24 protein-coding genes are annotated in these 25877 nt (G+C 67.8%); 4 read left to right on the forward strand and 20 right to left on the reverse strand.

From position 1 onward, the window contains the following. Positions 1–20: 20 nt before the first annotated feature. From F1C58_RS11300 to F1C58_RS11325, 6 genes are all read right to left on the reverse strand, one after another. Positions 21–1262: an MFS transporter gene (locus F1C58_RS11300; RefSeq protein WP_185201206.1), complete on the reverse strand. Its 1242-nt coding sequence runs from the start codon at positions 1260–1262 to the stop codon at positions 21–23. Continuing rightward, positions 1259–1855, reverse strand: coding sequence for a helix-turn-helix transcriptional regulator (locus F1C58_RS11305; RefSeq protein ID WP_185201207.1), 597 nt, complete (start codon positions 1853–1855; stop codon positions 1259–1261). Before F1C58_RS11305 ends, F1C58_RS11300 begins: the two co-directional genes overlap by 4 nt. A 72-nt stretch (positions 1856–1927) precedes the next feature. Further along, positions 1928–3427 (reverse strand): APC family permease, encoded by a 1500-nt coding sequence (locus F1C58_RS11310; protein ID WP_185201208.1) that lies wholly within the window; start codon positions 3425–3427, stop codon positions 1928–1930. Between the two features lie 201 nt (positions 3428–3628). Further along, complete coding sequence (locus F1C58_RS11315; protein WP_185201209.1) at positions 3629–5965, reverse strand: DUF3488 and transglutaminase-like domain-containing protein; 2337 nt, start codon at positions 5963–5965, stop codon at positions 3629–3631. After that, positions 5952–7376 carry a DUF58 domain-containing protein gene (locus F1C58_RS11320; RefSeq protein ID WP_185201210.1) on the reverse strand — a complete coding sequence of 475 codons (1425 nt, stop codon included), beginning with the start codon at positions 7374–7376 and terminating at the stop codon, positions 5952–5954. The genes F1C58_RS11315 and F1C58_RS11320 overlap by 14 nt, the downstream gene beginning before the upstream one ends. Before the next feature lie 8 nt (positions 7377–7384). Beyond that, on the reverse strand, positions 7385–8401 hold the full coding sequence (locus tag F1C58_RS11325; protein WP_370543650.1) for an AAA family ATPase: 1017 nt from the start codon (positions 8399–8401) through the stop codon (positions 7385–7387). A gap of 152 nt (positions 8402–8553) precedes the next feature. On the opposite strand from F1C58_RS11325, the gene cofD reads away from it, so the two are divergent. After that, on the forward strand, positions 8554–9546 hold the full coding sequence (gene cofD, locus F1C58_RS11330; RefSeq protein WP_185201211.1) for a 2-phospho-L-lactate transferase: 993 nt from the start codon (positions 8554–8556) through the stop codon (positions 9544–9546). On the opposite strand, the gene cofC is transcribed toward cofD, so the two are convergent. The 4 genes from cofC to F1C58_RS11350 are packed head-to-tail and all read right to left on the reverse strand — an operon-like array spanning position 9543 to position 12416. Next, positions 9543–10244: a 2-phospho-L-lactate guanylyltransferase gene (cofC, locus tag F1C58_RS11335; protein ID WP_185201212.1), complete on the reverse strand. Its 702-nt coding sequence runs from the start codon at positions 10242–10244 to the stop codon at positions 9543–9545. The genes cofD and cofC overlap by 4 nt on opposite strands. Then, the gene (locus F1C58_RS11340) at positions 10237–10989 is read right to left on the reverse strand and encodes a coenzyme F420-0:L-glutamate ligase (RefSeq protein WP_185201213.1); all 753 of its coding nucleotides are present in this window, start codon (positions 10987–10989) and stop codon (positions 10237–10239) included. Before F1C58_RS11340 ends, cofC begins: the two co-directional genes overlap by 8 nt. Then, entirely contained in the window at positions 10989–11990 is a 1002-nt protein-coding gene (locus F1C58_RS11345) for a TIGR03557 family F420-dependent LLM class oxidoreductase (RefSeq protein WP_185201214.1), read from the reverse strand. Before F1C58_RS11345 ends, F1C58_RS11340 begins: the two co-directional genes overlap by 1 nt. 54 nt (positions 11991–12044) lie before the next feature. Continuing rightward, entirely contained in the window at positions 12045–12416 is a 372-nt protein-coding gene (locus tag F1C58_RS11350) for a PLDc N-terminal domain-containing protein (RefSeq protein WP_185201215.1), read from the reverse strand. 496 nt (positions 12417–12912) lie between these two features. Here F1C58_RS11350 and F1C58_RS11355 point away from each other — a divergent pair, with 496 nt between their 5' ends. Beyond that, entirely contained in the window at positions 12913–13092 is a 180-nt protein-coding gene (locus tag F1C58_RS11355) for a hypothetical protein (RefSeq protein WP_185201216.1), read from the forward strand. A gap of 91 nt (positions 13093–13183) precedes the next feature. On the opposite strand, the gene coaD is transcribed toward F1C58_RS11355, so the two are convergent. The 3 genes from coaD to F1C58_RS11370 form a co-directional block, all read right to left on the reverse strand. Next, positions 13184–13666: a pantetheine-phosphate adenylyltransferase gene (gene coaD, locus F1C58_RS11360; protein WP_185201217.1), complete on the reverse strand. Its 483-nt coding sequence runs from the start codon at positions 13664–13666 to the stop codon at positions 13184–13186. A 64-nt stretch (positions 13667–13730) separates the two neighbouring features. Continuing rightward, positions 13731–15917 (reverse strand): ATP-dependent DNA helicase RecG, encoded by a 2187-nt coding sequence (locus F1C58_RS11365; RefSeq protein ID WP_219731966.1) that lies wholly within the window; start codon positions 15915–15917, stop codon positions 13731–13733. Between the two features lie 35 nt (positions 15918–15952). Beyond that, positions 15953–17023 carry a magnesium and cobalt transport protein CorA gene (locus tag F1C58_RS11370; RefSeq protein ID WP_255461377.1) on the reverse strand — a complete coding sequence of 357 codons (1071 nt, stop codon included), beginning with the start codon at positions 17021–17023 and terminating at the stop codon, positions 15953–15955. Between the two features lie 110 nt (positions 17024–17133). Here F1C58_RS11370 and F1C58_RS11375 point away from each other — a divergent pair, with 110 nt between their 5' ends. Continuing rightward, on the forward strand, positions 17134–17703 hold the full coding sequence (locus F1C58_RS11375; protein ID WP_185201220.1) for an RsmD family RNA methyltransferase: 570 nt from the start codon (positions 17134–17136) through the stop codon (positions 17701–17703). Between the two features lie 73 nt (positions 17704–17776). Here the strand turns inward: F1C58_RS11375 and thiL are convergent, their stop codons facing one another. Further along, the gene (thiL, locus tag F1C58_RS11380) at positions 17777–18763 is read right to left on the reverse strand and encodes a thiamine-phosphate kinase (protein WP_185201221.1); all 987 of its coding nucleotides are present in this window, start codon (positions 18761–18763) and stop codon (positions 17777–17779) included. Between the two features lie 33 nt (positions 18764–18796). On the opposite strand from thiL, the gene F1C58_RS11385 reads away from it, so the two are divergent. Next, positions 18797–19309: a DUF3515 family protein gene (locus F1C58_RS11385; RefSeq protein WP_185201222.1), complete on the forward strand. Its 513-nt coding sequence runs from the start codon at positions 18797–18799 to the stop codon at positions 19307–19309. Positions 19310–19471: 162 nt separating this feature from the next. On the opposite strand, the gene F1C58_RS11390 is transcribed toward F1C58_RS11385, so the two are convergent. The 6 genes from F1C58_RS11390 to F1C58_RS11415 all read right to left on the reverse strand — a co-directional run bounded on the left by F1C58_RS11390 (position 19472) and on the right by F1C58_RS11415 (position 25863). Then, positions 19472–20509, reverse strand: coding sequence for an NAD(P)H-dependent glycerol-3-phosphate dehydrogenase (locus F1C58_RS11390; RefSeq protein ID WP_185201223.1), 1038 nt, complete (start codon positions 20507–20509; stop codon positions 19472–19474). A 4-nt stretch (positions 20510–20513) separates the two neighbouring features. Further along, entirely contained in the window at positions 20514–21278 is a 765-nt protein-coding gene (locus F1C58_RS11395; RefSeq protein ID WP_370543651.1) for a lysophospholipid acyltransferase family protein, read from the reverse strand. A gap of 8 nt (positions 21279–21286) precedes the next feature. Continuing rightward, on the reverse strand, positions 21287–22654 hold the full coding sequence (gene murA / locus F1C58_RS11400) for a UDP-N-acetylglucosamine 1-carboxyvinyltransferase (RefSeq protein ID WP_185201224.1): 1368 nt from the start codon (positions 22652–22654) through the stop codon (positions 21287–21289). After that, complete coding sequence (gene leuD, locus F1C58_RS11405; protein ID WP_185201225.1) at positions 22655–23281, reverse strand: 3-isopropylmalate dehydratase small subunit; 627 nt, start codon at positions 23279–23281, stop codon at positions 22655–22657. Next, positions 23281–24771, reverse strand: a complete 1491-nt coding sequence (gene leuC / locus F1C58_RS11410; protein ID WP_185201226.1) for a 3-isopropylmalate dehydratase large subunit — start codon at positions 24769–24771, stop codon at positions 23281–23283. Before leuC ends, leuD begins: the two co-directional genes overlap by 1 nt. A 339-nt stretch (positions 24772–25110) precedes the next feature. Next, positions 25111–25863, reverse strand: a complete 753-nt coding sequence (locus F1C58_RS11415) for an FHA domain-containing protein (protein ID WP_185201227.1) — start codon at positions 25861–25863, stop codon at positions 25111–25113. Positions 25864–25877 lie beyond the last annotated feature (14 nt).

The following is a 25877-nucleotide window of genomic DNA, read 5'->3' on the forward strand; positions in this document are numbered from 1 at the left end:
GGCGACGAGCGGCAACGGGGTCACGGAAGGGTCGATGCTGCCGGCACCGGAAGGCGCAGGAACAGGAGCGCGAGCAGCCCACAGACGAGATAGAGCGCGGCCTGGGCGTCCAGGATGGGAAGTACACCGATGCTGTCCGCGAGCACGCCGGATGCCACCAGTCCGAGCCCCTGCGCCGCCAGCCCGAGGGTGCCCATTGTGGCGACGACACGTCCGATCGAGCCCGGAGGGGTGACCCCCTGCACCAACGTGATCGTGCCCGCCGTCGTCGCGATCGCCGGGATGCCCATGGCAACGAAGAGAGCGACGTACACCACGACGACCGTGCTCACCGGAGCCAAATTCCAGGTGACCAGGGCGATGAGTCCGAACACCACGAAACCCCACCCGATGAGGGTTCGGGTGTTCAACCGTCGGATGAGCATGCCCACGACCAGACCGCCGAGGATGCCGCCGATCGCCTGCACCCCCCGTAGCAGGCCCACTTCGGTGTCGTTCGCTCCGAGGATGCGCACCACGAACACCACGAAGAGCACAAGGAAGACCCCTTGGGCGAGCGATGCGATGCACTCGATGAGCAGCACGATGCGGAGCGCAGGCGTCGTGCGGATCGTGGCCAGGCCCGCCGCGAGATCCCGCCAGAAACCCATGGTGGGTGCCGCTGGAGCATCGGAGGGTCCATCGACCCGGGCGGCGGACAACAGCACTGCGCTCACCAGGTAGCTCGTGACATCCATCGCCACGACTCCCCCGAGCCCCAGTGTGGCGAAGACGATCCCTCCGAGCGGTGATCCGACGAGTCGCGCGAGGTTGTCGCTCACCGCGACGAGCGAATTCGCCGCCCCCAGCTGAGCGGTCGGCATCAGTCGTGGCAAGAGCGCCTGGCGGACGGGCTGCAACCCCGCCGCGAGACCCGCCTGCACCGCCGCGACGAGGTAGACGATCCACAGCCGGTCTGTCGACGCGAGGAGAAGCGGCAACAGGGTGACCCCCTGGGCGAGATTCAGCGCGATCATCACCCGGCGATGGTCGAAATGATCGACGACCATCCCGAGCACCGGCCCGAACAGCAGCACGGGCAACAACTCGGCGATGAAGACCGTGGATGCCCCGAGCGCCGAGCCCGTCGCCGCGAAGACGTACAGCGGCAGCGCGATCATCAGCAGCCAGTCCCCCGTGTCGGAGACGAGGCTGCCCGACCACACCAACGCGAAGTCCCGGTCTCTGAGCGGCGAACGCTCCCTGCCGGTGGCGATAGTCATCGTCCTGCGTCTGGATGCCGGAATGCGTCGACCTGCAGGTAGACGACCTCGCTGTCCTCCGGCGGATCCGCCCGCGTGAGACCGATGTAGGGGCGGATGAGCGCATCGAGAGAGTCCGCGAGGATCCGGAGCTCGGTCGGCGTCATCAGCAGGGCGTAGGAGTTCGCGGATGCGGCATCCCGCCATTGCGCGGGAGTCTGCGCCTGCACTGCGAGGGCTTTCTTCTGCAGGCGGGCACCATCGTCGATCTGAGCCTCGCTGATGAGCCGCTCCACCGCCGTCGCCGCCGCATCGGTGCCCTCTTCCCCCCGGAACTCGAAGCCGGTGGCGGCGCTCCGCCAGGGGCGTTCCCGTCCGTCCGCCGAGGGAAGCGACTCCACGAATCCATACCGGGCCAGCGATCGCAAGTGGTAGCTGCAGTTGGACGCCGTCGAGCCGACGGCCTCGGCGCAGGCGCTCGCCGTCTGGGCGCCGAAAGCCATGAGGTGATTGAGGATCGCCAGCCTCAGGGGATGTGCAAGAGCCCGCAGGGCCCGGGCGTCGGTCACCGATGTGCGATGCTCCGGCACCGGTTCGATAGATTTGAAAGACATCTTTCAGATCATAGCGAAAGAAGGCCGCCGCGGGATCTCGGATCCCACGGCGGCCGGGTTCTCAACCTCGGGCTAGCGTCCCTTGGAGCGCAGGAGTTCTGCGACGCGGATCGCATCACCCTCCGGTGCGTCGGACTTGCGGTCCGGCCGGGCGATGAACAGGTACAGCAATCCGACACCCATCACGATCACCAGGCCGATGAGCACGATCCAGTCATTGAGGAACACCCCGGATCGCCCGGGAACGGCGAGCAGCACCATGGCGAAGACTCCGTAGGCGAGAGCCGCGACGTTGACCACGAAGCCCGCGCGCCCCAGGCTGAAGGGTCCCGCCGGGCGCCATCCCTTGATCCGCTGGCGCAGGGACGCGAGCACGACGGCCTGGAAGGCCACGTAGATGCCGAGGACGGCGAACGAGGTGATCTGCGTGAGCAGTCCGTCCGGCCCCACGAAGATGATCAAGCACAGGATCACCGGAATGCTGCACGCCACGATCAGGGCATTGGTGGGCACCTTGCTGCGCGGCGAGACCTTGGCGAGCCAGCGGTGACCGGGGATCATGCCATCCCGCGCGAAGGAGAAGAGCAGCCGGCTGGCCGCCGCCTGGAGGCTCAGAACGCAGGAGAGGAACGCGGTGAGAGCGACCAGCAGGAAGATCTTCGCGCCGACGTCCCCGAGTGACGCCTGGAGGATCGCGGGGATCGGGTCGGCGTCCTTGCCGTCCACGATCGACTGCAGGTCGGGGGCGGCCATCACGTAGCCGCCGAACGCGAAGAGCGACGACACCCCACCGACCAGGATGGTGAGGATCATGGCGCGCGGAATGCGGCGGGCCGGGTCAGCGACTTCCTCCGCCACGTCACCACAGGCTTCGAAGCCGTAGAAGAGAAACAGTCCGGCGAGCGCGGCGCCGAGGAACGCCACCCCGTAGGAGCCCTTGCCTTCGACCCCCATGGAATTGAAGAACACACTGAATTCCTGATGGCGCTGGAAGATCAGCAGGTACAGTCCCACCGCGATCACCCCGATGAGCTCCGCCGCGAGGCCGATGCGGGCGACGCGTCCGAGCGTCTTCGTCCCGGTGAAGTTGAGTCCGAGCGCCACGATCAGGAAGAGCACGGTGAGGCCGAGCGTGACCGCCTTGGTCACCGGCAGACCGATGAGGCTCGCCAGGAATCCGCTGCCGAACTCGGCGACGGCGGTGATCGTGACGATCATGGCCCAGATGTAGACCCAGGCCGCCATCCAGGCGTAGCGACGGCCCCAGAGGCGACGCGTCCACGGGTAGATCCCGCCGTGGATGGGGTACTGGGACACGACCTCGCCGAAGACCAGAGCCACGAGCATCTGCCCGCCGCCCACGATCAGCAGCCAGAAGATCGAGGGCGGTCCGCCGGTGGAGACGGCGAGAGCGAAGAGCGAGTACACCCCGACGAGCGGGGAGAGATAGGTGAAGCCGAGGGCGAAATTGGCCCACAGGGTCATCGATCGGTCGAACGTGTCCTCGTATCCGAGAACAGCGAGATGCTCGCTGTCGGATCGCTCGGAGGTGGGGGAAGAATCAGCGGGCATTGTTACCTTCCAGCCTTCTTTGTGAAGCACCACGATCGGCAGTGATCGCAGCTTCCTCACAGGGTGAGACACAATCTAGCGGGATGGCAGCCACACAAACGACCGCCCGACGCGGCGATTCCCCGGGCGGATCGTGGAGATCCCATTCGAAAGGGAGGCGAGCGTCGGAGGGAGCGTGGCGACGGGGACGGTAGCGCCCGGTCAGTCCCCGATGCGCGCAGCTCGGCGAATGCGGTTCCAGGCGGATGCCGGCATCAGCGCGGCACGAAGGCGACGTCCGCGATCGGTGGAGGAGCGGAGATCGTCGATCACCCTCCGCAGATCACCCGCCAGTGCCACCGAACCGGTGAGCACCGAACCCCTCGGCTGTCCGTAGCTCTCGCTCTCCACGGCCGCCCTCACCCGATCGATCGGGTCGCGGGATGCCGCGCCGACGGACAGGGCGAACAGTTCGGCCGCGTCACGGGGTGTCGCCGTTTCGGGGATGTCGATGCCGAGGTCGGTGGCTGTGTCGAACATCTCCTGCCAGGCCGTCAGAGCCGACGCACCGCCCGCGGCGAGGCCTCGGAGGAGGCGGCGGCGAACCAGCACTCGGAGGGCTGCGGGAGCCAACGCCAGCGCCACGACGACCACGAGGGCGAGAACCAGCCATAGCCACGTGCCCACTTGAGCGGCGCGTGCCGCCGCGGGGCTCGCCTGCGTGGTCTGCTCCGGAGCGAGCGGTGCGGCGGAAGAGGACGGCCGGGCCGTCGCACTCGCGGAGGGCGCCGGGGTGGCCGTGTTGACCGGTGTCGGCACATCCGGGGAGGCGATGTCCGCATACGCGGGCACTTCCCCTCGACCGACGGTGGGCTCGAACCGGGTCCAACCGATGCCCTCGAAGTAGAGCTCCGGCCAGGCGTGCAGATCGTGGGTGGTGACCGTGAAGGCCGTGCGTCCGTTCTGCCGCTCGGGCAGTTCCGCGCCGGGGAGGAATCCAACGGCGATCCGGGAGGGGATGCCGAGGCTGCGGGCCATCACCGCCATCGCCGAGGCGAAGTGGATGCAGTACCCCTCCTTGGCCTTGAGGAACGCCGCGATCACGGTCATCCCGGTGCCGTCGTAGCCCTGGTCGACCGGCGCGGTCTCGGAGTATTGGAAGTCGCCGTCACGGAAGAAGCCCTGCAGGAGCAGTGCCTTCTCGTAGTTGCTCGTTGCCCCGCCGGCCACCTCGTTCGCGGTGTCGGCGATGACCTTCGGCATGCCGGACGGGAGCGCGAGGAACCGCTCGAAATTAGCGGGCACCGTCGTTCCGGCGCTCGCGAGCTGGGCCGGCGTGGGGGTGATGACCAGACTCGTCGCGCGATACGTCTCGTAGGACGAGTCGCGACTGGGGCTCTTCACCGCGAGCCCGTCGGAGTCCCAGAACCAGTTTCCATCGAGTCCGCCGACGCTCGAGGTGGGGTAAGGCAGCGGCAACCACGGGCTGGTGAGACTGCCGACGTCTACGAACACCTGGTCCTCGGTGGTGGAGACATCGGGCGAGAGTCCGGGCGGGGCGCCGATCGCGTCAGTCGTGTTCGCGGAGCGCTGGCGGAACGCATCCGGCGCCCAGTCGGATCCGCTGAAGTCCTGCAGGCTGACCAGTCGCAGGTATTGCGCGGTGCCCGATTCCGTGGTGTAGCCGAGCACCGTCCGCTCCACGTCCTGCCGCAGGTTCTGCCCGAGCGAGAGCACCGGGTTGACCCCGGAGCTGAAGCCGGTGCCGTTCGTGTTCTGCGCCGGGTTAACCTCCGGCAGCACGAGCGGCGCAACGAGCGCCCCGACCACCACCGTCGCCGCGAGCCCGATAGTGAGCGCGGTCTGCCGGCGGCCCGCGGATGCTCGAAGCAACAGCAGGTAGGCGAGCGCCGCGAGCACGAAGATGATCGGGTCGGTGATGTCGATGGAGACGGCGCTCGGCACAGCCAGGAGCACGAGCAACGGAGCACCCGCCAGAGCCGGCGTGCGCAGGGAGTTCGCCAGCACGTCGGCGACGATGGTGAGGGCGCCGACCCCGAGACAGAGCAGGAACAAGATGGAGGTGACCGCCGTCGCCGGCAGGGACTGCCGGGCGATCGAGAAGTTACCCGCTTCGATGAGCTGTTGGAACGCCGCCCAGGACCCACCGGTCGGGATGATTCCCAGGATCGCCGTTGAAGGGACGAAGACCACGGTGACGGCGAGCAGCATCACGACGACGGAGACCACCGGGGGAAGTATGCGTCGATAGCCGGTCGTGCCGACGGCGGCGGACGCCGCAGGCAGGAGGCGTCGCACGATCGCCGCGCTGGCGAGCAGCACCACGCAGAGAAGCGCGAGCTCGAACCACCAGGCGACCCCGTCGAGAATCACGTGCAGTCCCGCGAGGGTCACCAGCAGTGCGAGCAGGAGCGCGCCACTCGTTCGCAGCTCCGCGGATCGCACGGCGGCGGCCGCCGTAGACTGCGCCGCGGTGCGTCGGGGTGGCCCGGGAGGCGCACTACGCGCGGGCCGAGTGGCCAGGTCAGGGCCGCTCATCGCGGGCCTCCCGTTCGAAGAGAATCGAGCTGTTCGGGTCGCGATCGGAGCGGGCGGGAGCGTCCTGGTGCGCGCCGAGAGCCAACCACGCACTCTCGATCGAGTCGTCGGGCTGCACGGTCACGCACAGCCACCCGGCCTCGGTGAGGGAGCGCTCGAGGGCGAGCTGCCGGGGCGCGACGAGGAAGGCGACGGCGAGGTCGAAAGCATGGCGCTGAGCCGCGAGCCGCTCGACAGTCGCGGCGTCGACATCGGAGACGATCGCGAATACCGAGCCCTGTGATCGATCCGGCCGTTGCACCCCACGGAGCAGAGAGAGCTCCTCCGGGGGTTCGTCGCTCAGCGAGACCGACGCGAGACTCTCCAGGAATTCGTCCGGATGCTCCGGGGAGGCCAGTTGGGCCGGCGCGGTCTCGATCACCTGCACGAGAAACCCGGTGCGTGCCAGATGCACCCCGAGCGAAGCCACGAAGGTCACCGCCCACTCGAAGGCCTCGCTCCGCGGCAGGTCGCTGTCCTCCACGCGCTCGGTGTCGCGATAGTGCACGAGCCTGGTGTCGAGCAGGATGCGCGCCTCGGCATGACTGCGCTGTTCCTCCTGGCGCACCATGAGCTGCCCGGAGTGCGCAGAGGCACGCCAGTGAACGCGCCGCAGGGCATCGCCGCGACGGTATTCGCGGGTCATGAGGTCGTCCTCGCCGCCGAGCGCCCGCCTCTGCAGCATCCGGGTCGGGCCCTCGTCGGCCGAGATGGAGACGACCCCGTCCGCGAGCGGCACGAGAGCCGGAGTCACCGTGAGGGTCTCAGAGGCCCCAGCCACGAGGGCGCCGTCGGCCAGGCCGAAGGGATCCGCGAAGTCGACGAGCATGGGGCCGAGCTCGAACACCCCTCGGCTGGGCGGCGTCACCTCGTACCGGAATAGCACGCTCGATCCGCGCCCGGCGAACCGGGGCCCGCTCGGCAGAAGTGCCGGCAGTCGCGCCGGCTCGGTCGCGTAGGGCGACCACGGCCAGGAGTCGCGCCAATTCGCCTCGGTCGTGGCGGAGGCGGACCGATTGCCGACCCTGAGATCAGCCATCGTCGGGTGCCCGGCGCTCACCACCGCGGGAGAGAAGGAACGGCGCACCGAGAGCCGCATGCGGCGGAAGCGCACGAAGGCGAGCGCGAGAAGGGGAAGCAGCGCAAGGAAGCAGCCGAGGTACAGGAGCTCGCGCCGACCCGCCCAGTAGGACGCGGGGATGGCGAGCGCGCCACACACCAGCAGCACCCAGCCGCGGCGGGTGAGGCGGGCGATGCGTCGGGCCACCACCGGCCCGCGGGAGGCGCCGATCTTCTTGAGGGCCCGTGCGGCGGCTCTCGACGCGGAGGGCGACCTCGTCCCGCGCGTCGGACTGTTGTTGCGACCCGGCATGGCGCGGGTCAGGCCGGACCAACGGCACCAAGGGGCACCGGGGTGGCGGCGACGATGCGCGAGATGATGTCCGCGACGGCTCCCGTGGCAAAGGGGTTTCCATTGCCGGAGACGCGGTTGGTCGGAATGAGCCGATGACCCATCACCGCGACGGCGAGGGCATCGACGTCATCCGGAAGCACGAATTCCCGTCCATCGAGGGCGGCGCGCGCTTTTGCCGCCCGCACCAGTTGGAGCGTCGCCCGAGGGCTCGCGCCGAGACGGAGGTCGCGGTCATTCCTGGTGGCCTGGGCGATGCTCACCGCGTACTGCTCGACGGCCGTGGAGACGAAGACGTTGCGCACCGTCGCGATCATCGCGATCAACTGCACGGTGGAGACCACCGGCTGCAGGTCGCCGAGCGGGCTGGCGGACTCGCGGGTTCGCAGCATCTTGAGCTCGGCCGCCTCGTCGGGATAGCCCATGGAGATGCGCGCCATGAAGCGGTCGCGCTGTGCCTCGGGAAGCGGGTAGGTGCCTTCCATCTCCACGGGGTTCTGGGTGGCGATGACGGTGAACGGCGAGGCGAGGATGCTGGTGGATCCGTCCACCGTCACCTGGCCCTCCTCCATGCTCTCGAGCAGCGCGCTCTGGGTCTTGGGACTCGCGCGGTTGATCTCGTCTCCGATGACGATGTTCGCGAAGATCGGCCCGGGTTTGAACTCGAACTCCCGCTCCACCTGGTTGTAGATCGATACCCCGGTGATGTCCGAGGGCAGCAGGTCGGGGGTGAACTGGATGCGATTGACCGTGCAGTCGACGGATTTCGCCAGCGCCCGCGCCAGCATCGTCTTACCGACTCCCGGCACATCCTCGATGAGCAGATGCCCCTCGGCGAGCAAGACGGTGAGGGCCGTCTGCACGGCATCCCTCTTGCCATCGATCACCGTCTCGATGCTGCGGATGATCTCGGTGGAGTTGCGATAGAAGTCGTCCAGTCGCATCGCGCTGTCGGTGCTGTTGCTGCTCAAGTCGTTGGTCGTCATGTTCTTCGCTGGTCCCGCCCACTCTTCGCCATATCTTTCGCGAGTCTGCCAGACCTGTGCGGATACTCAGTGACTTGTCTAGCGAATACTCAGGCACCATCGACCTGGCGCACAGGCGCTTCGGCTCGTCCGGTCGGGCTAGCGTTGACACCGTGAAAATTACCGTACTCTCCGGCGGCGTCGGCGGCGCCCGCTTTCTTCGCGGCCTGCGTCACCATCTGCGCGAAGTCCTCCCGGACGGATCCGGCGGCACCACCGCCGAGGTCACCGCCGTGGTGAACACCGGCGATGACATGTGGCTCAACAGCCTGCGCATCGCCCCCGACCTCGACTCCATCATGTATACCCTCGCGGGCGCCAACGACGAGGTACGCGGGTGGGGCCGCATCGGCGAGACCGAGCGGGTGAGCGCCGAGCTCAACGCCTATGGGATCGGATGGCCGTGGTTCACTCTCGGCGACCTCGACCTCGGCACGCACATCACCAGGACCCACTACCTGCGCACCGGCGTTCCCCTCAGCGAGGCGACGGCGCGCATCACCGCCCGGTGGGACCTGGGCGTGACCCTTCTGCCGGTGACCGACGACGAGGTCGAAACCCAGGTGGTGACCGACGAGGGCACGATGCACTTCCAGGAGTGGTGGACACGGCACCGGGCGGCCCTCGCGGCGCGCCGGTTCGAGCAGCTGAACGTGGGCGCCGCGACCCCCGCTCCCGGCGTGCTGGAGGCGATAGCCCACGCCGATGTCATCCTCGTCGCCCCCTCCAACCCGGTGGTCTCGATCGGCACCATCCTGGGCATCCCGGGCATTCGTGCCTCACTTCTCGGCACATCCGCCCGAATCGTCGGGGTGTCGCCGATCATCGCGGGCTCCGTCGTGAGGGGTATGGCGGATGCCTGCCTCACCGCGATCGGGGTGCAGACCTCCGCGGAGGCGGTCGCGCTGCATTACGGCGCACGCGACTCCGGCGGACTTCTCGATGCCTGGCTCGTCGACGAGACGGATGCCGACTCAGCGGCCGCGCTCTCCGCCTCCGGCATCGCCACGCGCGCGGTACCGCTCTGGATGCGCGACCTCGACTCGAGTGCGCAGGTCGCCGCCGACGCACTGTCCGCCGCATCGCTTCCCCAGGGTCCGCGCTAAGGATTCGCGCGCAACGCCTGAGTGGTTCGGGCACCGAGCCGACCCTCGAGAGGCCGGAGGGCGTCGGCGGAATCGACGTCGTTCCGCAACCCGGACTCGGAAGATACTTCGAGCGGCATATATCCCGCCGCGCGGTGGGCGGCGCTCGATCCTCGTCCGAAGGCCGGAGCATGGGTGGCGCCGTAGACGGCCGTGATGAGCGCCGTCCCCTCTCCGGCGGCGTCCTCCACCATCGCGAGCGGATGGGCGCGGGCGGCAGTGAGGGCCGCCGACAGTTCCTCCGGGGTGAGGGCGGGCAGGTCTCCGAGGAGCACGGCGATCCCCCGGCCCGGTTCGGTCATCTCGGTCGCGATCGACAGGCCGAGCGAGATGGCCGAGGCGAGTCCATCGGGCTGCTGCACGATCACGAAAGCCCCGAGATCGTCGAACACGGCCGACGCCTCGACGGTGGTGACGACGAGCACCCCTGCCACTCCGACCGCGTCGATCGCCGCCGCGACGGTGTCGGCGGCCATCGCCAGAGCGAGCGCCGAATGATCGCCGGGACCGAACCGGGATTTTGCCTGGCTCGTACCCTTCACGGGCACCACGACCACCCACTCGGTGGTCAGCCGACCGGCTGACCCGGCAGACCCGGATTTGCGGATGCCCGTGCTGGCCGGGCGCCGTCCGCCCGCCGGTCCCGGCGCGCTATTCACCCGCCGCCAGCCTTCCGGCCTCGAAACCCTGACTCCATGCCTCGTCGGTGCCGAGCCGGAACATGTCGTTCGCGGCCGGCCGCACCAGGGATCGGGCCCCCTCGGCATCCTGCGCCAGCAGGTGACCGAGCCCGCGCACGACCGCGACCGGCAGGCCGCCGCTCTTTCGTTTGACCAGGTCGGCTGCGGACGCGATCTCGTCCCCCGTCGCCGGCAGCGTCACATCGAGACGCCGCCCTTCTGCATCGAGGGTGCCTCGGAGGTCGTCGAGCACCCGCACACCGCTCGCGCCGATGGCCACATCGGTCTGACCTTCGCGCCAGGCGCGACCGAGCGTGTCGGTGATGATCACCCCGAGACGCACAGCGAAGCGGGTCTCGAGTGCGGTACGAAGGCGAAGCGCGGAGGCGTCCGGGTCGACTGGCAGCAGCAGCACGGTGCCCTCCGGCGTGTTCGAGGCGTCCACCCCTGCCGCCGCTGCCACGATTCCGAGGCGGTTCTCCACGATCCGTGTGACACCACCGGGATGGGTGCGGGTCGCCACCACGCGCACCGTCTCGTCGGTGATCGCCTGTTCACGGTCGGCCGCGCGCACGAAGCGCCCCTCCGCTTTCGACACGATCTTCGATGTCACCGCGAGGATGTCGCCTGCTTCGAGCGTGCCGACGAGACCCCCGATGATCGCCGCGAGATCGTCTCCGGCCGCGATCTCGGGGATGCCCTCGATCGCCCAGACTGTGAGCATCAGCGCACCAGTTTCGGCAGCACGTCGCGTCCGAAGACGTCGATCCATTCGCGCTGGTTGCGCCCGACGTTGTGCAGGTAGATGCGGTCGAACCCGAGGTCGAGGTACGACTGGATGGTGGCGCGATGCGCGTTCGGATCCTCCGACACGAGCATCCGCCCCTCGAAGTCCTCCGGGCGCACCAATCGGGCGAGCTGCTCGAATTCGAAGGGCGAGCGGATGTCGGAACGTGGGAATCGCATCCCCCCGTTCGGCCACTCGGTCATGGCATTCGCCATGGCCGCCTCGTGGGTCGATGCCCAGCTGAGATGAAGCCGGAGCACTTTCGTGCCGCCGGTGCGCCCGGACTCGCGGGCTCCCTCGTCGAACCGCGCGAACAGTCCGGCGATCTTATCCACCGGGGCCCCGTCGATGATGATGCCGTCCACGGTGCGGCCGGCGCGTTTCGCGGTGACCGGACCCGACGTGGCCACCAGAATCTCGGGCGCCACCTCCGGCATCGTCCACAGTCGAGTGGATTCCAGCGAGAAATGCGGGCCGCTGTGCTTGGTGTCGCGCCCGGCGAGCGAGGCGACGAACAGCTTCTTGATGATCTCGATCGCCTCGAACATGCGATTGATCCGCTCGGCGGTCTCCGGCCAGTAGGCGCCGGTGACGTGCTCGTCGATGGCCTCGCCCGACCCGACGCCCAGCCAGTGCCGACCCGGATACATCGCGGCGAGAGTCGCACTGGCCTGAGCCACCATCGCGGGATGCCACCGGAACGTCGGCACCGTCATGCCGGTGCCGAGGTCGCCTGAGCTCGCCTGACCGAGCGCGCCGAGCACATTCCAGACGAAACTGGCGTGTCCCTGGCGCGGCACCCAGGGCTGGAAACGATCGGCAGCCATCACGCCGCGGAATCCGCTCTGCTCGGCGGAGGCGGCAAGCTCGAGCACCTCGGTGGGGTGGAACTGTTCGAGCATGGCGGCATAGCCGACGTGCGGGGGTGAGCTGGGCATGACTCTATTGTCTCGAACACCGCAGTGCTCCGTGGCGCGTCGCCGGGATCGCTCTCAGTTCTCGGGACTATTCGGGCTGCCCTCCGCCTGCAGCGCACGCAGTTTCGCCTCGAGGCGGCGGAGGCGGTCATCCTGCTCCTGCTGCGCGATCTCACGCTCCAGTGCAGCGAGCTCGCGCTCGGTGGAGCTCTCGGGGAGCACCACGACCTCCCGTCGGCGCGGGTCGCCGAAGCTCCCCCGGTCGACCGCCTGCCCGTAATCCCGTCCGAGCACGAACCAGAGCACCGCGCCGATCACGGGCAGCAGGATGACGATGATGATCCAGATCGACTTGTCGAGGTACCGGATGCTCCAGCGGTCCGCCCGGATGATGTCGACGAGCGCGAAGACCATCACCAGCAGGTCCAGCGCGGGGATGAGGTACATGAGCAGAGCTTAGGGATCATGGTCCCAAAAGACGAGACCCCCGTCGCAGTCGAATCTCGCCCAGACGGAAGTCCCCAAAAAAAGTGCTTGCGCGATCCCGCGCTGTGCCGATAAGTTTGCCCATCGCCACTGACGAGAGGAGCCAGCGTGATTTACACAGATTTCTCGGGAATGACCCGCAATCGCATTACCGCCGGCTTCGTCGGCGCCGTCCCCGCCTGATCGGCATCCTCGCCTCCTGAGAGGCAGAGTCACCGCCGATCCCGTCGGTGCTGACGACGTCGAAGCCCGACCCTCGAGGTTCCGCACGCTCGCGTCTTGTGCAGCGTACGAACTCTTCGGCCTTCCCCGATCGATCTCGCCGCCCCGCGCGGCACTCCAGCAGTGAGGTACCACCGTCATGAAAACCGCTTTGTCGACCACGCCCGGTCGCACTGGCCAACCAGTCCATCCGCCCCCCTCACCCCCGCTCGCCGCGCCGCGGCAGGTGCGCCGGGTGAGCCTCATCGATCGCGCCGCTCTCCGCCTGGGGCTCGCCCTGATCACCTGGGGTCGCCGACCGCTCGAACTCGAATCCCGAGAGAGGCGTGCCCGTCACGCCGAGCAGTATCTCGCCCGGCTCGAGCGGGAACGGCGTGCCCGGCGGTGGCAGGGCCTGAACCTGCCGCCGCGCTGATGTCCCGCAAGTCCCGCGGGGTCGACCTCGCTGCATCCCGATCCCCTCGGGATGCCGCGGGGTCGCCTCGCGGCATCGTGCCGCGTGCGGGTCAGCCGTTCTGCAGGAAGTCCGCGACGGCCTTCGGCACATAGGGTGCGACATCCCCGCCGAGGCCCGCAACCTGGCGCACGAGGGAGCTCGAAACGTGGGCATGCGCGGGGTCGGGAAGCATGAAGATCGTCTCGACGCCCGCGAGGTTGCGGTTCACGATCGCCATCGGCGTCTCGTACGCCACATCGACCTGAGAGCGGATGCCCTTCACGATCACGCTCGCACCGACCTCGGTGCAGTAGTCCACGAGCAGGCCGACGCTCCACGAGGTCACGATGATGTCGCCCTCGAAACCGGCATCGAGGATCGCCCTCTCGATGAGGGCCACGCGCTGGGCGACGGGAAGAAGGGCCGTCTTCGCCGGGTTGTGCACGACGAGTACGTGGATCCGGTCGAAGATCTTCGCCGCCCGTTCGATCACGTCGAGGTGACCGAGAGTCACCGGGTCGAAGGAACCGGGGACGACGGCGATCCTGCTCATATGGCGAGCCTACGGCACCGGTGTTACGGCTCGATGAACGACGAGGCGTTTATGACGGTGCCGCTCAATTCTTGGCCAGAAAATCACGACTCGCCTCATCGAGCCGACGCTCGAGTGCCAGACGGAGTGCCGGATGGCCGCTCAGCGACGGATCATCCGCGAGCACTGCCTGGGCGATAGCCCGAGCCTCCGTGATGAGCACTCCGTCTTTCGCGACCCGCAGCAGCCGAAGGGAGGATCGACCGCCCGACTGGGTGCTGCCGAGCACGTCGCCCTCCTGACGAAGCTCGAGGTCTTTCTGCGCCAGTTCGAAACCATCGAGGGTGGATGCCACGACCTCGACCCGCTCTCGCGCGAGCGTCTCCTCCTCCGCACTGGTCACCATGAGGCAGAGCCCGGGCACTCCTCCGCGCCCGACCCGACCGCGCAACTGGTGCAGCTGCGATACGCCGAAGCGATCGGCATCGAGGATGATCATCGTGGAGGCGTTGGGCACGTCCACACCCACCTCGATCACGGTGGTGGCGACGAGCACGTCGATGTCCCCGGCTGCGAAGGCGCGCATCAGGGCATCCTTCTCGTCGCTCGGGAGGCGTCCGTGGAGCCCCTCGATGCGCCTCCCCTCAAACAGCGGGTTCGCCCGGAGCCGGGCGAGGGTATCGGTGACATTGGCGATCTCGACGGCCGCCGGCGCCGGGCCGACCGCGACGGCGTCTTCGACCAGCGGACTCTCGATGACCGTACTGTCGATCGCCGGACACACCACGAACCCCTGGCGTCCCTTGGCCAGCTCCTCCGCGAGACGTTCCCAGACGCGGTTGACCCAGCCCGGTTTGTCGGCGAGCGGCACGACGAAACTCTGGATCGGCACCCGGCCACTGGGCAACTCGGCGATCGTCGAGACATCCAGGTCTCCGAACACGGTCATCGCCACCGTGCGCGGGATCGGCGTCGCGGTGAGCACGAGCACATGCGGCGGCACCGTGCCCTTGCGACGGAGCGCCTCGCGCTGTTCGACCCCGAACCGGTGCTGTTCGTCGACGACGACGAGTCCGAGGTCGTAGAAGCCGACACTCTCGCTGAGCAGGGCGTGCGTGCCCACGACGATCTGCGCCTGCCCGCTGACCGTGGCGAGGGTGGCCTTGCGCCGATCCGCCACGGGAAGCTGACCGGTGATCAGGGTGGGGCGCAGCGTGGCCGCGAGGTCGGGGCCGAGGGTCTTCACGATGGAACGCAGGTGCTGGCCGGCCAGCACCTCCGTGGGAGCGAGCAGAGCGGATTGGCCGCCGCTGTCGGCGACCGCGAGCATCGCACGCAACGCCACGAGGGTCTTGCCCGAGCCAACCTCGCCCTGCACCAGCCGATTCATGGGAGCGGATGCCGCGATGTCCCGCGCGATCTCGGTGCCGACGGTCGTCTGGTCGCCGGTGAGGACGAACGGCAGCTGCGCATCGAAGCGCTCGAGCAACCCACCCGGCTTCGGCACGCGAGGGGTCGCCGACTGCAGCTTCACCAGAGCCCGCTGCTCGAGCAACGCGGCCTGCAGCACGAAGGCCTCCTGAAAGCGCAGGGACTTCTGTGCCGCGCGCCACTCGATGTCCTTCTCCGGGCGGTGGATGAGCTCGAGCGCCCGCGAATAGCTCATCAGGCCGCGATCGCCGCGCACCGCTCCCGGTACGGGATCGTCGAGGGGCGGCAGCGTGTCCAGCAGTACCCCGATCGCCTTGCCGAGTTGCCAGGATGCCACCGCTGCCGTCGCCGCATAGATCGGCACCGGCTGCTCGGCCCACTTGCGGGCGCGCTCCGCCGCGGCCGCAGAGTCGCCGCCCGTATCATCCGTCTCGAACAGCTCGTAGTCGGGGTGGGCCAGCTGGATGGTGCCGCGATAGTCCCCCACCTTGCCCGCGAAGATGCCGCGCACCCCCGGCTTGAGATCGGCCTTTCGCCAGGCCTGGTTGAAGAAGGTGAGGGAGAGGATGTCGCTGCCATCGCTGATCGTCACCTCCAGGATCGACCCCTTGCGCGCCCGCATCGTGCGCTCCTGCACGGCGAGCACCTCGGCCACGATCGTGACGTTCTCGTCCACGGAGAGCTGCGCGAGTGCGGTCAGCTCCCCGCGCAGAGCGTAGCGACGGGGATAGTGCGTGAGCAGGTCGCCCACGGTGGCGAGGCCGAGACCCTTCTCGAGGGCGGCCGCGGTGCGCCCGCCAAGGGCGGTGCTGAGCTTGGCGTCGAGCGGGGAGTCCACCACTCGACAGTAGCCGCCTCCTCCGGCACTTCCTCGCGTTACAACCAGCGCAGTTTGCGGAAGATCACGTACAGCCCGACGCCGACGACCAGCATCAGTCCGATGGCGAAGGGATACCCGAACAACCAGTGCAGCTCCGGCATCACCCGGAAATTCATGCCGTAGATGCCGCTGATGATCGACGGCGCGAAGAGGATGGCCGCCCAGGCGGAGATCTTGCGAGTCTCCTCCGTCTGCCGGTTGTTCGCTTCCGTGGTCTCCTGCATCTCCTCGTTCTGCCGCTGGGCCACGAGGGTCGCGTTGACGGTGAGGATGTCGCGGAGCAGGATGCGGAATTCGTCCACTCGCTCCGTCGCGTGCGCGACGTGGTCGGCGACATCCCGCAGGTACTGCTGCAGGTCTTCCCCGATGCCGTACTTGTCGAAACCGTTGGAGATCTGATCGAGCATGCCGACGAGAGGCACCGAGGCGCGCTGGAAGTCGATCACCTCGCGGGTCAACTCGTAGATACGACGGGAGACGCCGGGGTCTCCCCCGAACACCTGAGTCTCGATCTCGTCGATGTCGTTCGCGAGCCCCGCGACCACGGGGAAATAGCCGTCGACGACGGCGTCGAGGATGGCGTAGAGCACGGCTTCCGTGCCGCGGGCGAGCAGGTCTGGCGTGTTCTCCAGCCGACCGCGGACGAGGGAGAGGTCCGGGGATTCGCTGTGCCGCACCGTGATCACGAAGTTGCTGCCCATGAAGACGTGGAGTTCGCCGAACTCCACCTCCTCTTTCGCATCGAGATAGCGGGCGGCCCGAAGCACGACGAAGAGGGTGGATCCGTAGCGCTCGATCTTCGGACGCTGGTGGGCGACGATCGCATCCTCGACGGCGAGTTCGTGGAGACCGAACTGGCCGGCGAGTGAGGTGAGCTCCTCGGTGGTGGGGCGGTACAGCCCGATCCAGGCCATGGCACCCGGGCGCGCGTCGAGCGCAGCGTAGGTGTCGCTGAGCGATGCGGGCGTCTCGACGCGGTATCCATTCTCGTAGATCGCGTTGTTGATCAGGCTCGAACGCACCTCGCCGGGCTCTGGGGTCTCCACGCGCACGGGAATCTCTGGCATGCGCGGTCGCAGCGAGAGGGCGCGGAAGGGCTTGCGAAAATCGGGGGCCATGCTCAAAACGGTAGTCCCGTCGGGTGAACAATTCATGTAGCCCGATAGGGTCGGTTTCGATGACTCGAATAATCTCAGGATTCGCCGGATCCATTGCCCTGAAGACGCCCGGGAGCGGCACCCGCCCCACCAGCGATCGGGTGCGTGAGGCGATCTTCTCCGCGCTGGAATCCCGCGGTGTGATCGATGGTGCCCGGGTGCTCGATCTCTATGCCGGATCCGGCGCGCTCGGACTCGAAGCGGCGAGCCGGGGAGCCGCCTTCGTGCGGCTGGTCGAACGCGGCGGGCCCGGCACGGCGGTCTGCCGCGCCAACGCGGCCGCGGTGCTCGCCCAGGCGCCGCGAGGCTCCACCCTGCGGATCGAGGTCAGTGGTCGGCTCGTGCAGTCCTTCCTCACGAGCAATCCAGAGACCTGGGACCTCGTATTCCTCGACCCGCCCTACGACCTCGACGAGGCCGAGCTCGCGGAGAATCTCGCCTCGCTCGCCTCGCGCCTCGAGCCCGACGCGGTGATCTGCCTCGAGCGCAGCAGCCGCTCCCCCGAGCCCACCTGGCCCGAGGGGATCCAGCTCGATCGCCGCAAGGACTACGGCGACACGACCCTCTGGTGGGCGGATTCGGTCGCGTAACCCGCTGGTCGAGAAGGGCGCTCAGCACCCGTATCGAGACCTGGGTCGGCCGGCCTCGAGCAGCGAGTCGGGATCAGCCCGCGGATCCGGCCCAGTCCCGATAGGGGTCCCACCCTGCCGAGTCGTGCGGTGCTCCGTCGACGGTGAGTCCCTCCCCTTCGACACACACCCCGATGGCTCGGAATCCAGCGGGTAGGCCGATCTCTGGCGGGAAGGTCGCAAGCAGCGAATGATCCTCTCCCCCGCCCAGTGCCAGCACGGGGTCACTGCCCAGAGCGCCCGAAGCAAAGTCGATGCCCACCCCGCTGGCTCTTGCAAGCCGTGCGGAGTCGATGGCCAGCCCGTCGCTGAGATCGAGCATCGCAGTCGCGCCCGCGAGGGCGGCCGTGCGCCCGGCGGCGATCGGCGGGGTCGGCGCAAGCTGGGGCGCGGTGCGCGAGCGCAGTGCGGTGGCGAGAGCGGCATCCGGATTCCCGGAGGCGTCGACCGCCTCGGCGAAAAGCAAGTGCAGCGCAGCGGCGGCCGCACCGAGCACGCCGGCCACGGCGACGATGTCTCCGGGCGAAGCGCCGGAGCGCAGCACCGGGGCGCGCCCCTCGAGATCACCGAAGGCGGTGACCGCGATCGTGAGCGTCGCGGAGACGGACAGGTCTCCCCCCACCACCCCGCACCCCGGAGCCATCGATTCGCAGGCATCGCGAAGCCCGTCGGCGATGCCCTCCAGCAGGGTGACCGGCGAGTCGGCCGGCGCGGCGATCGCCACGACGAGCGCGGTCGGCACGGCGCCCATGGCGGCGACATCCGCGAGGTTGGAGGCGGCGGCCTTCCACCCGAGATCGTGGGGGCTCGACCAGGCCAGCCGGAAGTCGGGCCCGTGGATCATCATGTCGGTGGTCACGACGAACCGTCTATCCGGCGCGGCGACGACAGCCGAGTCATCCCCCGGACCGAGCATGGCGGATGCCGCGGCTGGCAGCCGCGGGAAGATACGCGAGAGCACGGCCGATTCCCCGATACCTCCGAGAGTGTCGGGAGCGGCGGATTCTGGCGTGATCGTCATGCTCCAAACGGTAGCCTGAATGGGATGCCTGCGATGTCGAGAACCCGGAAGCGCACCGCCCTCGTGGTGGGAGTGCTCGCTCCGCTGCTCCTCGGGCTCGTCACGGCCTGCACCCCCACGGTTCCCCTCACGCCTGCCGCCGATGCGACGAATCCGAAGTGTGCGGAGATCATCGTCAGGCTGCCGCAGAGTGTCGTCGACCAGCCCATCCGCGAGACCAATGCTCAAGCCACGAGCGCGTGGGGCAACCCCACTTCGGTGCTGCTGCGCTGCGGTGTCGCCCAGCCCGCCCCCTCGGCCAGCTGCTCCACCGTCAACGGCGTCGACTGGGTCGTGGATGTCTCGGGCTCGCCGCGCTACGTCTACACGACCTGGGGCCGCTCGCCGGCGACGCAGGTGGTGGTCGACACGAAGCTGACGCAGGGCCAGGAGGCGATCATCCTGGACGATCTGGGCAACGCCGTCGGCTCGATTCCACAGACGAAACAGTGCACCCGGAAAGACCCCGGTTTCGTGCCGGACAGCACGCCGGCGCCGACGCCGTAGTCGCGACCCAACCTCCGCCGCTGCCGCACTTTCTTCGGCACAACTCCTGCAGTTTGCCGCGCGTCACCGGTCCGCGCCGTGACCGCGGGGCCCGGCACGGCGCGGGCCGAGAACTGCAGGAGTTATGCAGACGGAGAGGAGGGCGGCGGGAGTCCCGCCGAACTACTCGACCAGGATCGCCGGGGCCTCATCGGTGGTCAGGTGCGGCGCGATATCGCGGGGATCCATCGTGCCGGCGAGAACCTGCGCGACCTGGGAGACGATGGGCATGTCCACCCCGCGCGCGGCGGCGAGCTCCAGGATCGGCGCCACAGAGGAGAGGCCCTCTGCCGTCTGGTTCATCTGCTTGACGACATCCGTGAAGCTGTAGCCCTGTCCGAGCAGTCGCCCGGCGGTGTTGTTGCGCGAGAGCGACGACTCGCAGGTCGCAATGAGGTCGCCGAGACCCGCCAGACCGGACAGGGTCTGCGCCAGACCGCCGTAGGCGACCGCGAAGTCCGTCATCTCCACCAGCCCACGGGTGATGATCGAGGCTTTCGTGTTCTCGCCGTAACCCACCCCGTCGACGATGCCGATGGCGACCGCGATGAGGTTCTTGAGCACCCCGCCGAACTCGGTGCCGATGACATCGGTGTTGACGAAAGAGCGGAAATAGGGGGCCGTCGCCGCCGCTGCCACGAAGGTCGCGGTCTCGAGCGAGAGGGACGACACCACGGCGGCCGTCGGCTGCTCCTTGGCGATCTCGAGCGCCAGGTTGGGTCCGGATGCCACGGCGACGAGATCCGGATCGATCTCCAGCTCCTGGTGGATGACCTCGCTCATGCGATCGCGGGTGCCCTTCTCGACACCCTTCATGAGGCTCACGACGATGGCGTCGGGCGGGATCACGTCGCGCACGATCCGCAGGTTCTCCCGCAGCGACTGGCTCGGCACGGAGATGAAGACGATCTCCGCCCCATCGAGCACATCGGGGATGAACGAGGAGGCCCACAGGTTGCGCGGCAGATTGATGCCGGGCAGATAGTCGCTGTTGCGCTTGGACTGCGAGATCTCGCGGGCCAGCTCGGGGCGCCGTGCCCAGAGCGCGACATCGGATCCGCCGTCCGCGAGCACCTTGGCGAAGGTCGTGCCCCAACTGCCGGCACCGAGAACCGCGACTCTCCGCACCCCCGGACGGGAGAGGCGGATGGGCAATGTCATCGGATTAGGGTTGTTCAAATCGACCGATCTCACTCTGGCTGTGCTTGGACGGGTCCCAGGTCTCGGCAGGCACCGGTTCGTCGCGCAGGTCCGCGAGCAGCCTGGTGATGTCGGCCATGAGAACGGCGGTCGCGGCGGTGAGCAGCTTCGGATCCACGCCCTTGCCGCGGAAGGCGGAGAGATCCACCGGATCCCCGATCTTCACTGTGATCGTCTTGCGCGGGAAGAGACTGATCTTCTTTCCGTACCGCGGCATCACGTGCTGGGTACCCCAGTGCGCGACCGGAATCAGGGGGATGTCGGCGAGCAGCGCCATCCGTACCGCCCCCGTCTTGCCCCGCATCGGCCACAGCTCCGGGTCACGGGTGAGCGACCCCTCCGGATAGATCACGACGGCATGGCCAGCGTGCGCGAGGGCATCGGCCGCGGCGATCGGATCCTGCCCGCGCACCACGCCGGTGCGCTCCACGGGGATCTGCCCGGAGGCGCGCAGGAACCAGCCCATGACCGGCACGGAGAAGAGGGATGCCTTGGCCAGGTATCGCGGCACGCGCCCCAGCTTGTACATGACACGTCCGATGACGACCGGATCGATCTCGCTGTAGTGGTTGGGAGAGAACACGAATGCGCCGGACTTCGGCAGTTTGTGGCCGTCGATGATCACGTAGCGGGCGAGAAACTCCATCGGCGGCACGAGGAGGAACGCCAGCAGGCGGAAGATCGGGATCTTCTCTGAGGCCACTCGCGTCGATGCGGTCGATCCGGTCACTGCGATGTTCAGCCCTCGTAGACGAAGTCGGCCCCGAGAATCGCGAGCTTGTCGATGAAGTGCTCGTAGCCGCGGCTGATGATGCCGACATTGCTCACTGTCGAGACGCCCTCGGCGCTGAGCGCGGCGATGAGGTAGCTGAATCCGCCGCGCAGATCCGGAACGCGCACGTTCGCGCCGTGCAGCTTTGTCGGACCGGTGATCACGGCAGCCTGCTCGAAGTCACGCCGGGCCACGCGGCGCGGATGATCCGGCAGGCCCTCCTTGTGCACCACGATGTTCGCGCCCATCTCGTTGAGAGCATCCGTGAAGCCGAAGCGGTCTTCGTACACGGTCTCGTGCACGAAGGAGACTCCCGTGGCCTGCGTCAACGCCACGATGAGCGGCTGCTGCCAGTCCGTCATAAAACCGGGGTGCACATCCGTCTCGATGGAGACCGGCTTGAGCTCACCCCCCGGGTGGTAGAAGCGAATTCCGTCATCCTCGACGTCGAACGCACCGCCGACCTTGCGGAAGACATTGAGGAAGGTCATCATCTCGCTCTGGCGTGCGCCCTCCACGAAGATGTCACCCTTGGTGACCAGCGCCGCCGCAGCCCAGCTCGCGACCTCGTTGCGGTCGAACAGAGCGCGGTGCTTGTAGCCCTCGAGTCGATCGACGCCCTCGATGAGGATGACGCGGTTGGGCTCGACCGAGATGATCGCGCCCATCTTCTGCAGGATGGCGATGAGATCCATGATCTCCGGCTCGATGGCCGCGTTCTTGAGTTCGGTGGTGCCCTTCGCGCGCACCGCGGTGAGCAGCACCTGTTCGGTCGCGCCCACGCTCGGGTACGGCAACTCGATGTCCGCGCCGTGCAGTCCGTCCGGAGCGGTGATGTAGATGCCCTCGAACGACTTGTCCACGACAGCACCGAAGGCCCGAAGGGCGTCGAGGTGGAAGTCGATGGGGCGGTCGCCGATTCGGCAGCCACCGAGGTCGGGGATGCGAGCCTCGCCGAGACGGTGGAGAAGGGGACCGCAGAACAGGATCGGGATGCGGCTCGATCCGGCATGCGCGTCGATCTCGGCGAAGTGTGCCTTCTCCACGTTGGACGTGTCGAAATGCAACTCCCCCGGCTTCGGGGAGGTGACGATCACGCCGTAGACCTCGAGCAGCCCGCGAACGACCTCGACATCGCTGATATCCGGAACGTCCCGCAGGGTGCTCGGCGTCTCGCCGAGAAGGGCTGCCACCATCGCCTTGGTGGCCAGGTTCTTGGCACCGCGCACAGAGATGCGACCCTTGAGGGGGTTGCCGCCGGTGATCGTGATCTCGTCGGAGGTCAATCCCACCCGCCGTCCTGCCTTCTGGGCATCTGTGGCTAGGGGATTCATCTATTCACCTGCATCGTTGTGGTTCGAGACCTGCTGTACCGGGAGTGTGAGGGGCCGCCAGGGTTCCCGACGAGTCTCGAACTCGGTGATCTCCGCTTCGTTGCGCAGGGTGAGTCCGATGTCGTCCAGGCCTTCGAGCAGCCGCCACCTAGTGTAATCATCGATCTCGAATGGCACGGTGACGTCGCCGATCGTCGCTGTTTTGGCGACGAGATCGACGGACGCCTCGATGCCGGGATTCGCGTCGATGGCGGCCCACAGCACCTCGAGGTCCGATTCGCTGATCTCGCCGGCGAGCAGCCCCTGCTTTCCGGAGTTTCCGCGGAAGATGTCGCCGAAGCGGGGGCTGAGTACGGCGGCGAATCCATAGTCGCGCAAGGCCCACACTGCATGCTCGCGGCTGGATCCGGTGCCGAAATCCGGGCCGGCGATGAGCACGCGGGCGCCGGCGTAGACGGGATTGTTGAGCACGAAATCGGGATCCTGACGCCACGCGTAGAAGAGCGCGTCGTCGAATCCGGTCTTGGTGACCCGTTTGAGGAACACCGCGGGGATGATCTGGTCGGTGTCGACGTTGGCACGCTCGAGGGGCACGGCCACGCCCGTGACCATGGAGACCTTGTCCATCAGTTGCCCGCCGTTCCGCTGGTCGAGGAGGGCACTCCAGCGCCCGTATCGAGACCCGAAGTATCGAGACCGAGGTCCCACGGCGAACTCAGCGTCCCGCGGATCGCGGTCGCCGCTGCCACGAGCGGCGACACCAGATGGGTGCGCCCACCCTTGCCCTGCCGACCTTCGAAGTTGCGATTGGAGGTGGATGCGCAGCGCTCGCCCGGGGCGAGCTGGTCGGGATTCATCCCGAGACACATCGAGCAGCCGGCGAAGCGCCACTCGGCGCCGAAGTCCTTGACGATCTGGTCGATGCCCTCGGCTTCGGCCTCGATGCGCACGCGGGCCGAACCCGGTACGACCATGACGCGCACGCCATCCGCCTTCTTCTGTCCCTTGATGATCGAGGCGAATGCCCGCAGGTCTTCGATACGGCTGTTGGTGCACGATCCCATGAACACCGCGTCGACGTGAATGTCTTTGAGCGGGGTGCCCGCTTCGAGGTCCATGTACTCGAGGGCTCGCTCGGCGGAGGCCCGCTCGTTCATATCGATGATCAGCGAGGGATCGGGCACTCGATCGCTGAGCGACGCGCCCTGCCCTGGATTCGTCCCCCAGGTGACGAACGGTTCGAGTTCGTCCGCATCGAGGTACACCTCGGCGTCGAACACCGCGTCCGCGTCGGTAGCGAGGGTGTTCCAGTAGGCGACAGCCGCGTCCCAGTCCGCGCCCTTCGGTGCGTGCGCGCGGCCCTCGAGGTAGTCGTAGGTCACCTGATCCGGCGCGATCATACCCGCCCGGGCTCCCGCCTCGATGGACATGTTGCAAACGGTCATCCGGCCCTCCATAGAGAGGGAACGGATGGCGCTGCCGCGGAACTCGAGCACATAGCCCTGCCCGCCTCCGGTACCGATCTGTGCGATGACCGCGAGGATGATGTCCTTGGCCGTCACGCCCGGTCGCAGGGTGCCCTCGACGGTGATCGCCATCGTCTTGAACGGGCTGAGCGGCAGGGTCTGCGTGGCGAGCACATGCTCGACCTCGCTGGTGCCGATGCCGAAGGCCATCGCGCCGAATGCCCCATGGGTCGAGGTGTGGGAGTCGCCGCAGACGACGGTGATGCCCGGCATCGTGAGGCCGAGCTGCGGGCCGACGACGTGGACGATTCCCTGATCGATGTCGCCGAGGGAGTGCAGGCGCACCCCGAACTCCGCGCAGTTGTTGCGCAGGGTCTGGATCTGCGTGCGGCTCGTGAGATCCACTATGGGCTTGTCGATGTCGAGGGTCGGGGTGTTGTGATCCTCGGTGGCGATGGTGAGGTCGAGGCGGCGCACCGGGCGACCGGCGAGGCGTAGCCCGTCGAAGGCTTGCGGGCTCGTCACCTCGTGCACGAGGTGGAGGTCGATGTAGATGAGGTCGGGGTTGCCGTCCTCGCCCTTCACGACGAGGTGGTCATCCCACACTTTTTCGGCGAGTGTGCGGGGTGCTGCGGGGTTTACATCGTTCATGGTCGTGCGCTCTCCTATACCAAACGGTGGTCAGCCAGCGGCGCGTAAACCCGCACCAGACTCCGCGACGAGGGAGGCCTGGAAACTAGGACTCGTCGCGGCTACGAAGAAGAAGCAGACCGAACAACACCGCTTCAGGCTAACACCGTTTGGGAATCCCCCTCGGATGATGGTTCGGCGCGCTCGCATCCGGTGCGGCAATCCCGCCTACGCGCTCTCCGGGGGCATCGAGTCGAGGGTATGTGCGGGTTCAAGCTGCCTCAGGTCGCCTTTAATCCCGAGTCGAAACACGGCGGCACCGAGCTTCCCGACGCTGCAAGGGGGAACCGATCTGGGGGATCAGGCGCGCACCACTGTGACGATGAATTCGCCGAGCTCGACCTCCGCGCCGTCGGGCACCAAGACACGGGTACCCGGGTCGACCTGTACGACGTCCATTCCCGGGGCCACGACGAACACGCCGTTGGTCGAATCGAGATCGTGCACCCAGAGGATGCCGCCCTCGAGCTCGAGCAGAGCGTGCGTCTTCGAGAGCGACTTGGCGGGATCGAGCGCCGGCAGGAGAGCGGCAGCGGGCCAGGCGGCATTGGCCACCGGATCCCGGCCGATGATCACGGCGGAAGCAACGGGCACGGACTGCCCGGTCGGCAGCACGATGCTCCAGGCAGTCGTCGAATCACGTCGGGTAACGCTCGCACGGGTCTCGTCGACCGAACCCTCGAGCGGTGCCGATGCGGCCTCGAATGAAACCGTCGGCACCGAAGCCGGAGCGGCCTCACCGGCGGCCGACGGAATCGACGGCACATCCTGCGCGCTCGGCACAACCGGTGGCCTACCCGGCATGACCGGGAAGAACACGATCTCGTCGACCGAAGAATTCGGGGAACCCGCGGAATCCGCCGGAGTGGCGCGGGGCGGCACGATCCGCGCGTTCGCCACGCGGTGCGTGGCCGAATCGGCGATGCCCGGGGGCAGCGTGATGAACTCCTCCGGATCATCCGGCTCAGTCTCGGCCGGTGCGGGAGCCGGGTTCGCGGCGGGCAACAGTCCGGGCGGCGGGGTGATCAGGAGGGGGTTGCCTTCGTCCGACACAGCGCCCTCCCCGG

It is taken from the genome of Glaciihabitans sp. INWT7 (assembly GCF_014217685.1).
Taxonomy (GTDB): Bacteria; Actinomycetota; Actinomycetes; order Actinomycetales; family Microbacteriaceae; genus Lacisediminihabitans.

What these genes read in the sequence shown, in the direction of transcription:
- F1C58_RS11390 (WP_185201223.1), bottom strand. Translation starts at nt 20,509, where the DNA reads ATGACATTGCCCATCCGCCTCTCCCGTCCGGGGGTGCGGAGAGTCGCG.
- thiL (WP_185201221.1), bottom strand. Translation starts at nt 18,763, where the DNA reads ATGACGATCACGCCAGAATCCGCCGCTCCCGACACTCTCGGAGGTATC.
- F1C58_RS11370 (WP_255461377.1), bottom strand. Translation starts at nt 17,023, where the DNA reads ATGCCAGAGATTCCCGTGCGCGTGGAGACCCCAGAGCCCGGCGAGGTG.
- F1C58_RS11375 (WP_185201220.1), top strand. Translation starts at nt 17,134, where the DNA reads ATGACTCGAATAATCTCAGGATTCGCCGGATCCATTGCCCTGAAGACG.
- F1C58_RS11350 (WP_185201215.1), bottom strand. Translation starts at nt 12,416, where the DNA reads ATGTACCTCATCCCCGCGCTGGACCTGCTGGTGATGGTCTTCGCGCTC.
- F1C58_RS11320 (WP_185201210.1), bottom strand. Translation starts at nt 7,376, where the DNA reads ATGCCGGGTCGCAACAACAGTCCGACGCGCGGGACGAGGTCGCCCTCC.
- F1C58_RS11310 (WP_185201208.1), bottom strand. Translation starts at nt 3,427, where the DNA reads ATGCCCGCTGATTCTTCCCCCACCTCCGAGCGATCCGACAGCGAGCAT.
- F1C58_RS11385 (WP_185201222.1), top strand. Translation starts at nt 18,797, where the DNA reads ATGTCGAGAACCCGGAAGCGCACCGCCCTCGTGGTGGGAGTGCTCGCT.
- murA (WP_185201224.1), bottom strand. Translation starts at nt 22,654, where the DNA reads ATGAATCCCCTAGCCACAGATGCCCAGAAGGCAGGACGGCGGGTGGGA.
- coaD (WP_185201217.1), bottom strand. Translation starts at nt 13,666, where the DNA reads ATGAGCAGGATCGCCGTCGTCCCCGGTTCCTTCGACCCGGTGACTCTC.
- F1C58_RS11325 (WP_370543650.1), bottom strand. Translation starts at nt 8,401, where the DNA reads ATGACGACCAACGACTTGAGCAGCAACAGCACCGACAGCGCGATGCGA.
- F1C58_RS11345 (WP_185201214.1), bottom strand. Translation starts at nt 11,990, where the DNA reads ATGCCCAGCTCACCCCCGCACGTCGGCTATGCCGCCATGCTCGAACAG.
- leuD (WP_185201225.1), bottom strand. Translation starts at nt 23,281, where the DNA reads ATGGACAAGGTCTCCATGGTCACGGGCGTGGCCGTGCCCCTCGAGCGT.
- F1C58_RS11340 (WP_185201213.1), bottom strand. Translation starts at nt 10,989, where the DNA reads ATGCTCACAGTCTGGGCGATCGAGGGCATCCCCGAGATCGCGGCCGGA.
- leuC (WP_185201226.1), bottom strand. Translation starts at nt 24,771, where the DNA reads ATGAACGATGTAAACCCCGCAGCACCCCGCACACTCGCCGAAAAAGTG.
- F1C58_RS11305 (WP_185201207.1), bottom strand. Translation starts at nt 1,855, where the DNA reads ATGTCTTTCAAATCTATCGAACCGGTGCCGGAGCATCGCACATCGGTG.
- F1C58_RS11315 (WP_185201209.1), bottom strand. Translation starts at nt 5,965, where the DNA reads ATGAGCGGCCCTGACCTGGCCACTCGGCCCGCGCGTAGTGCGCCTCCC.
- F1C58_RS11300 (WP_185201206.1), bottom strand. Translation starts at nt 1,262, where the DNA reads ATGACTATCGCCACCGGCAGGGAGCGTTCGCCGCTCAGAGACCGGGAC.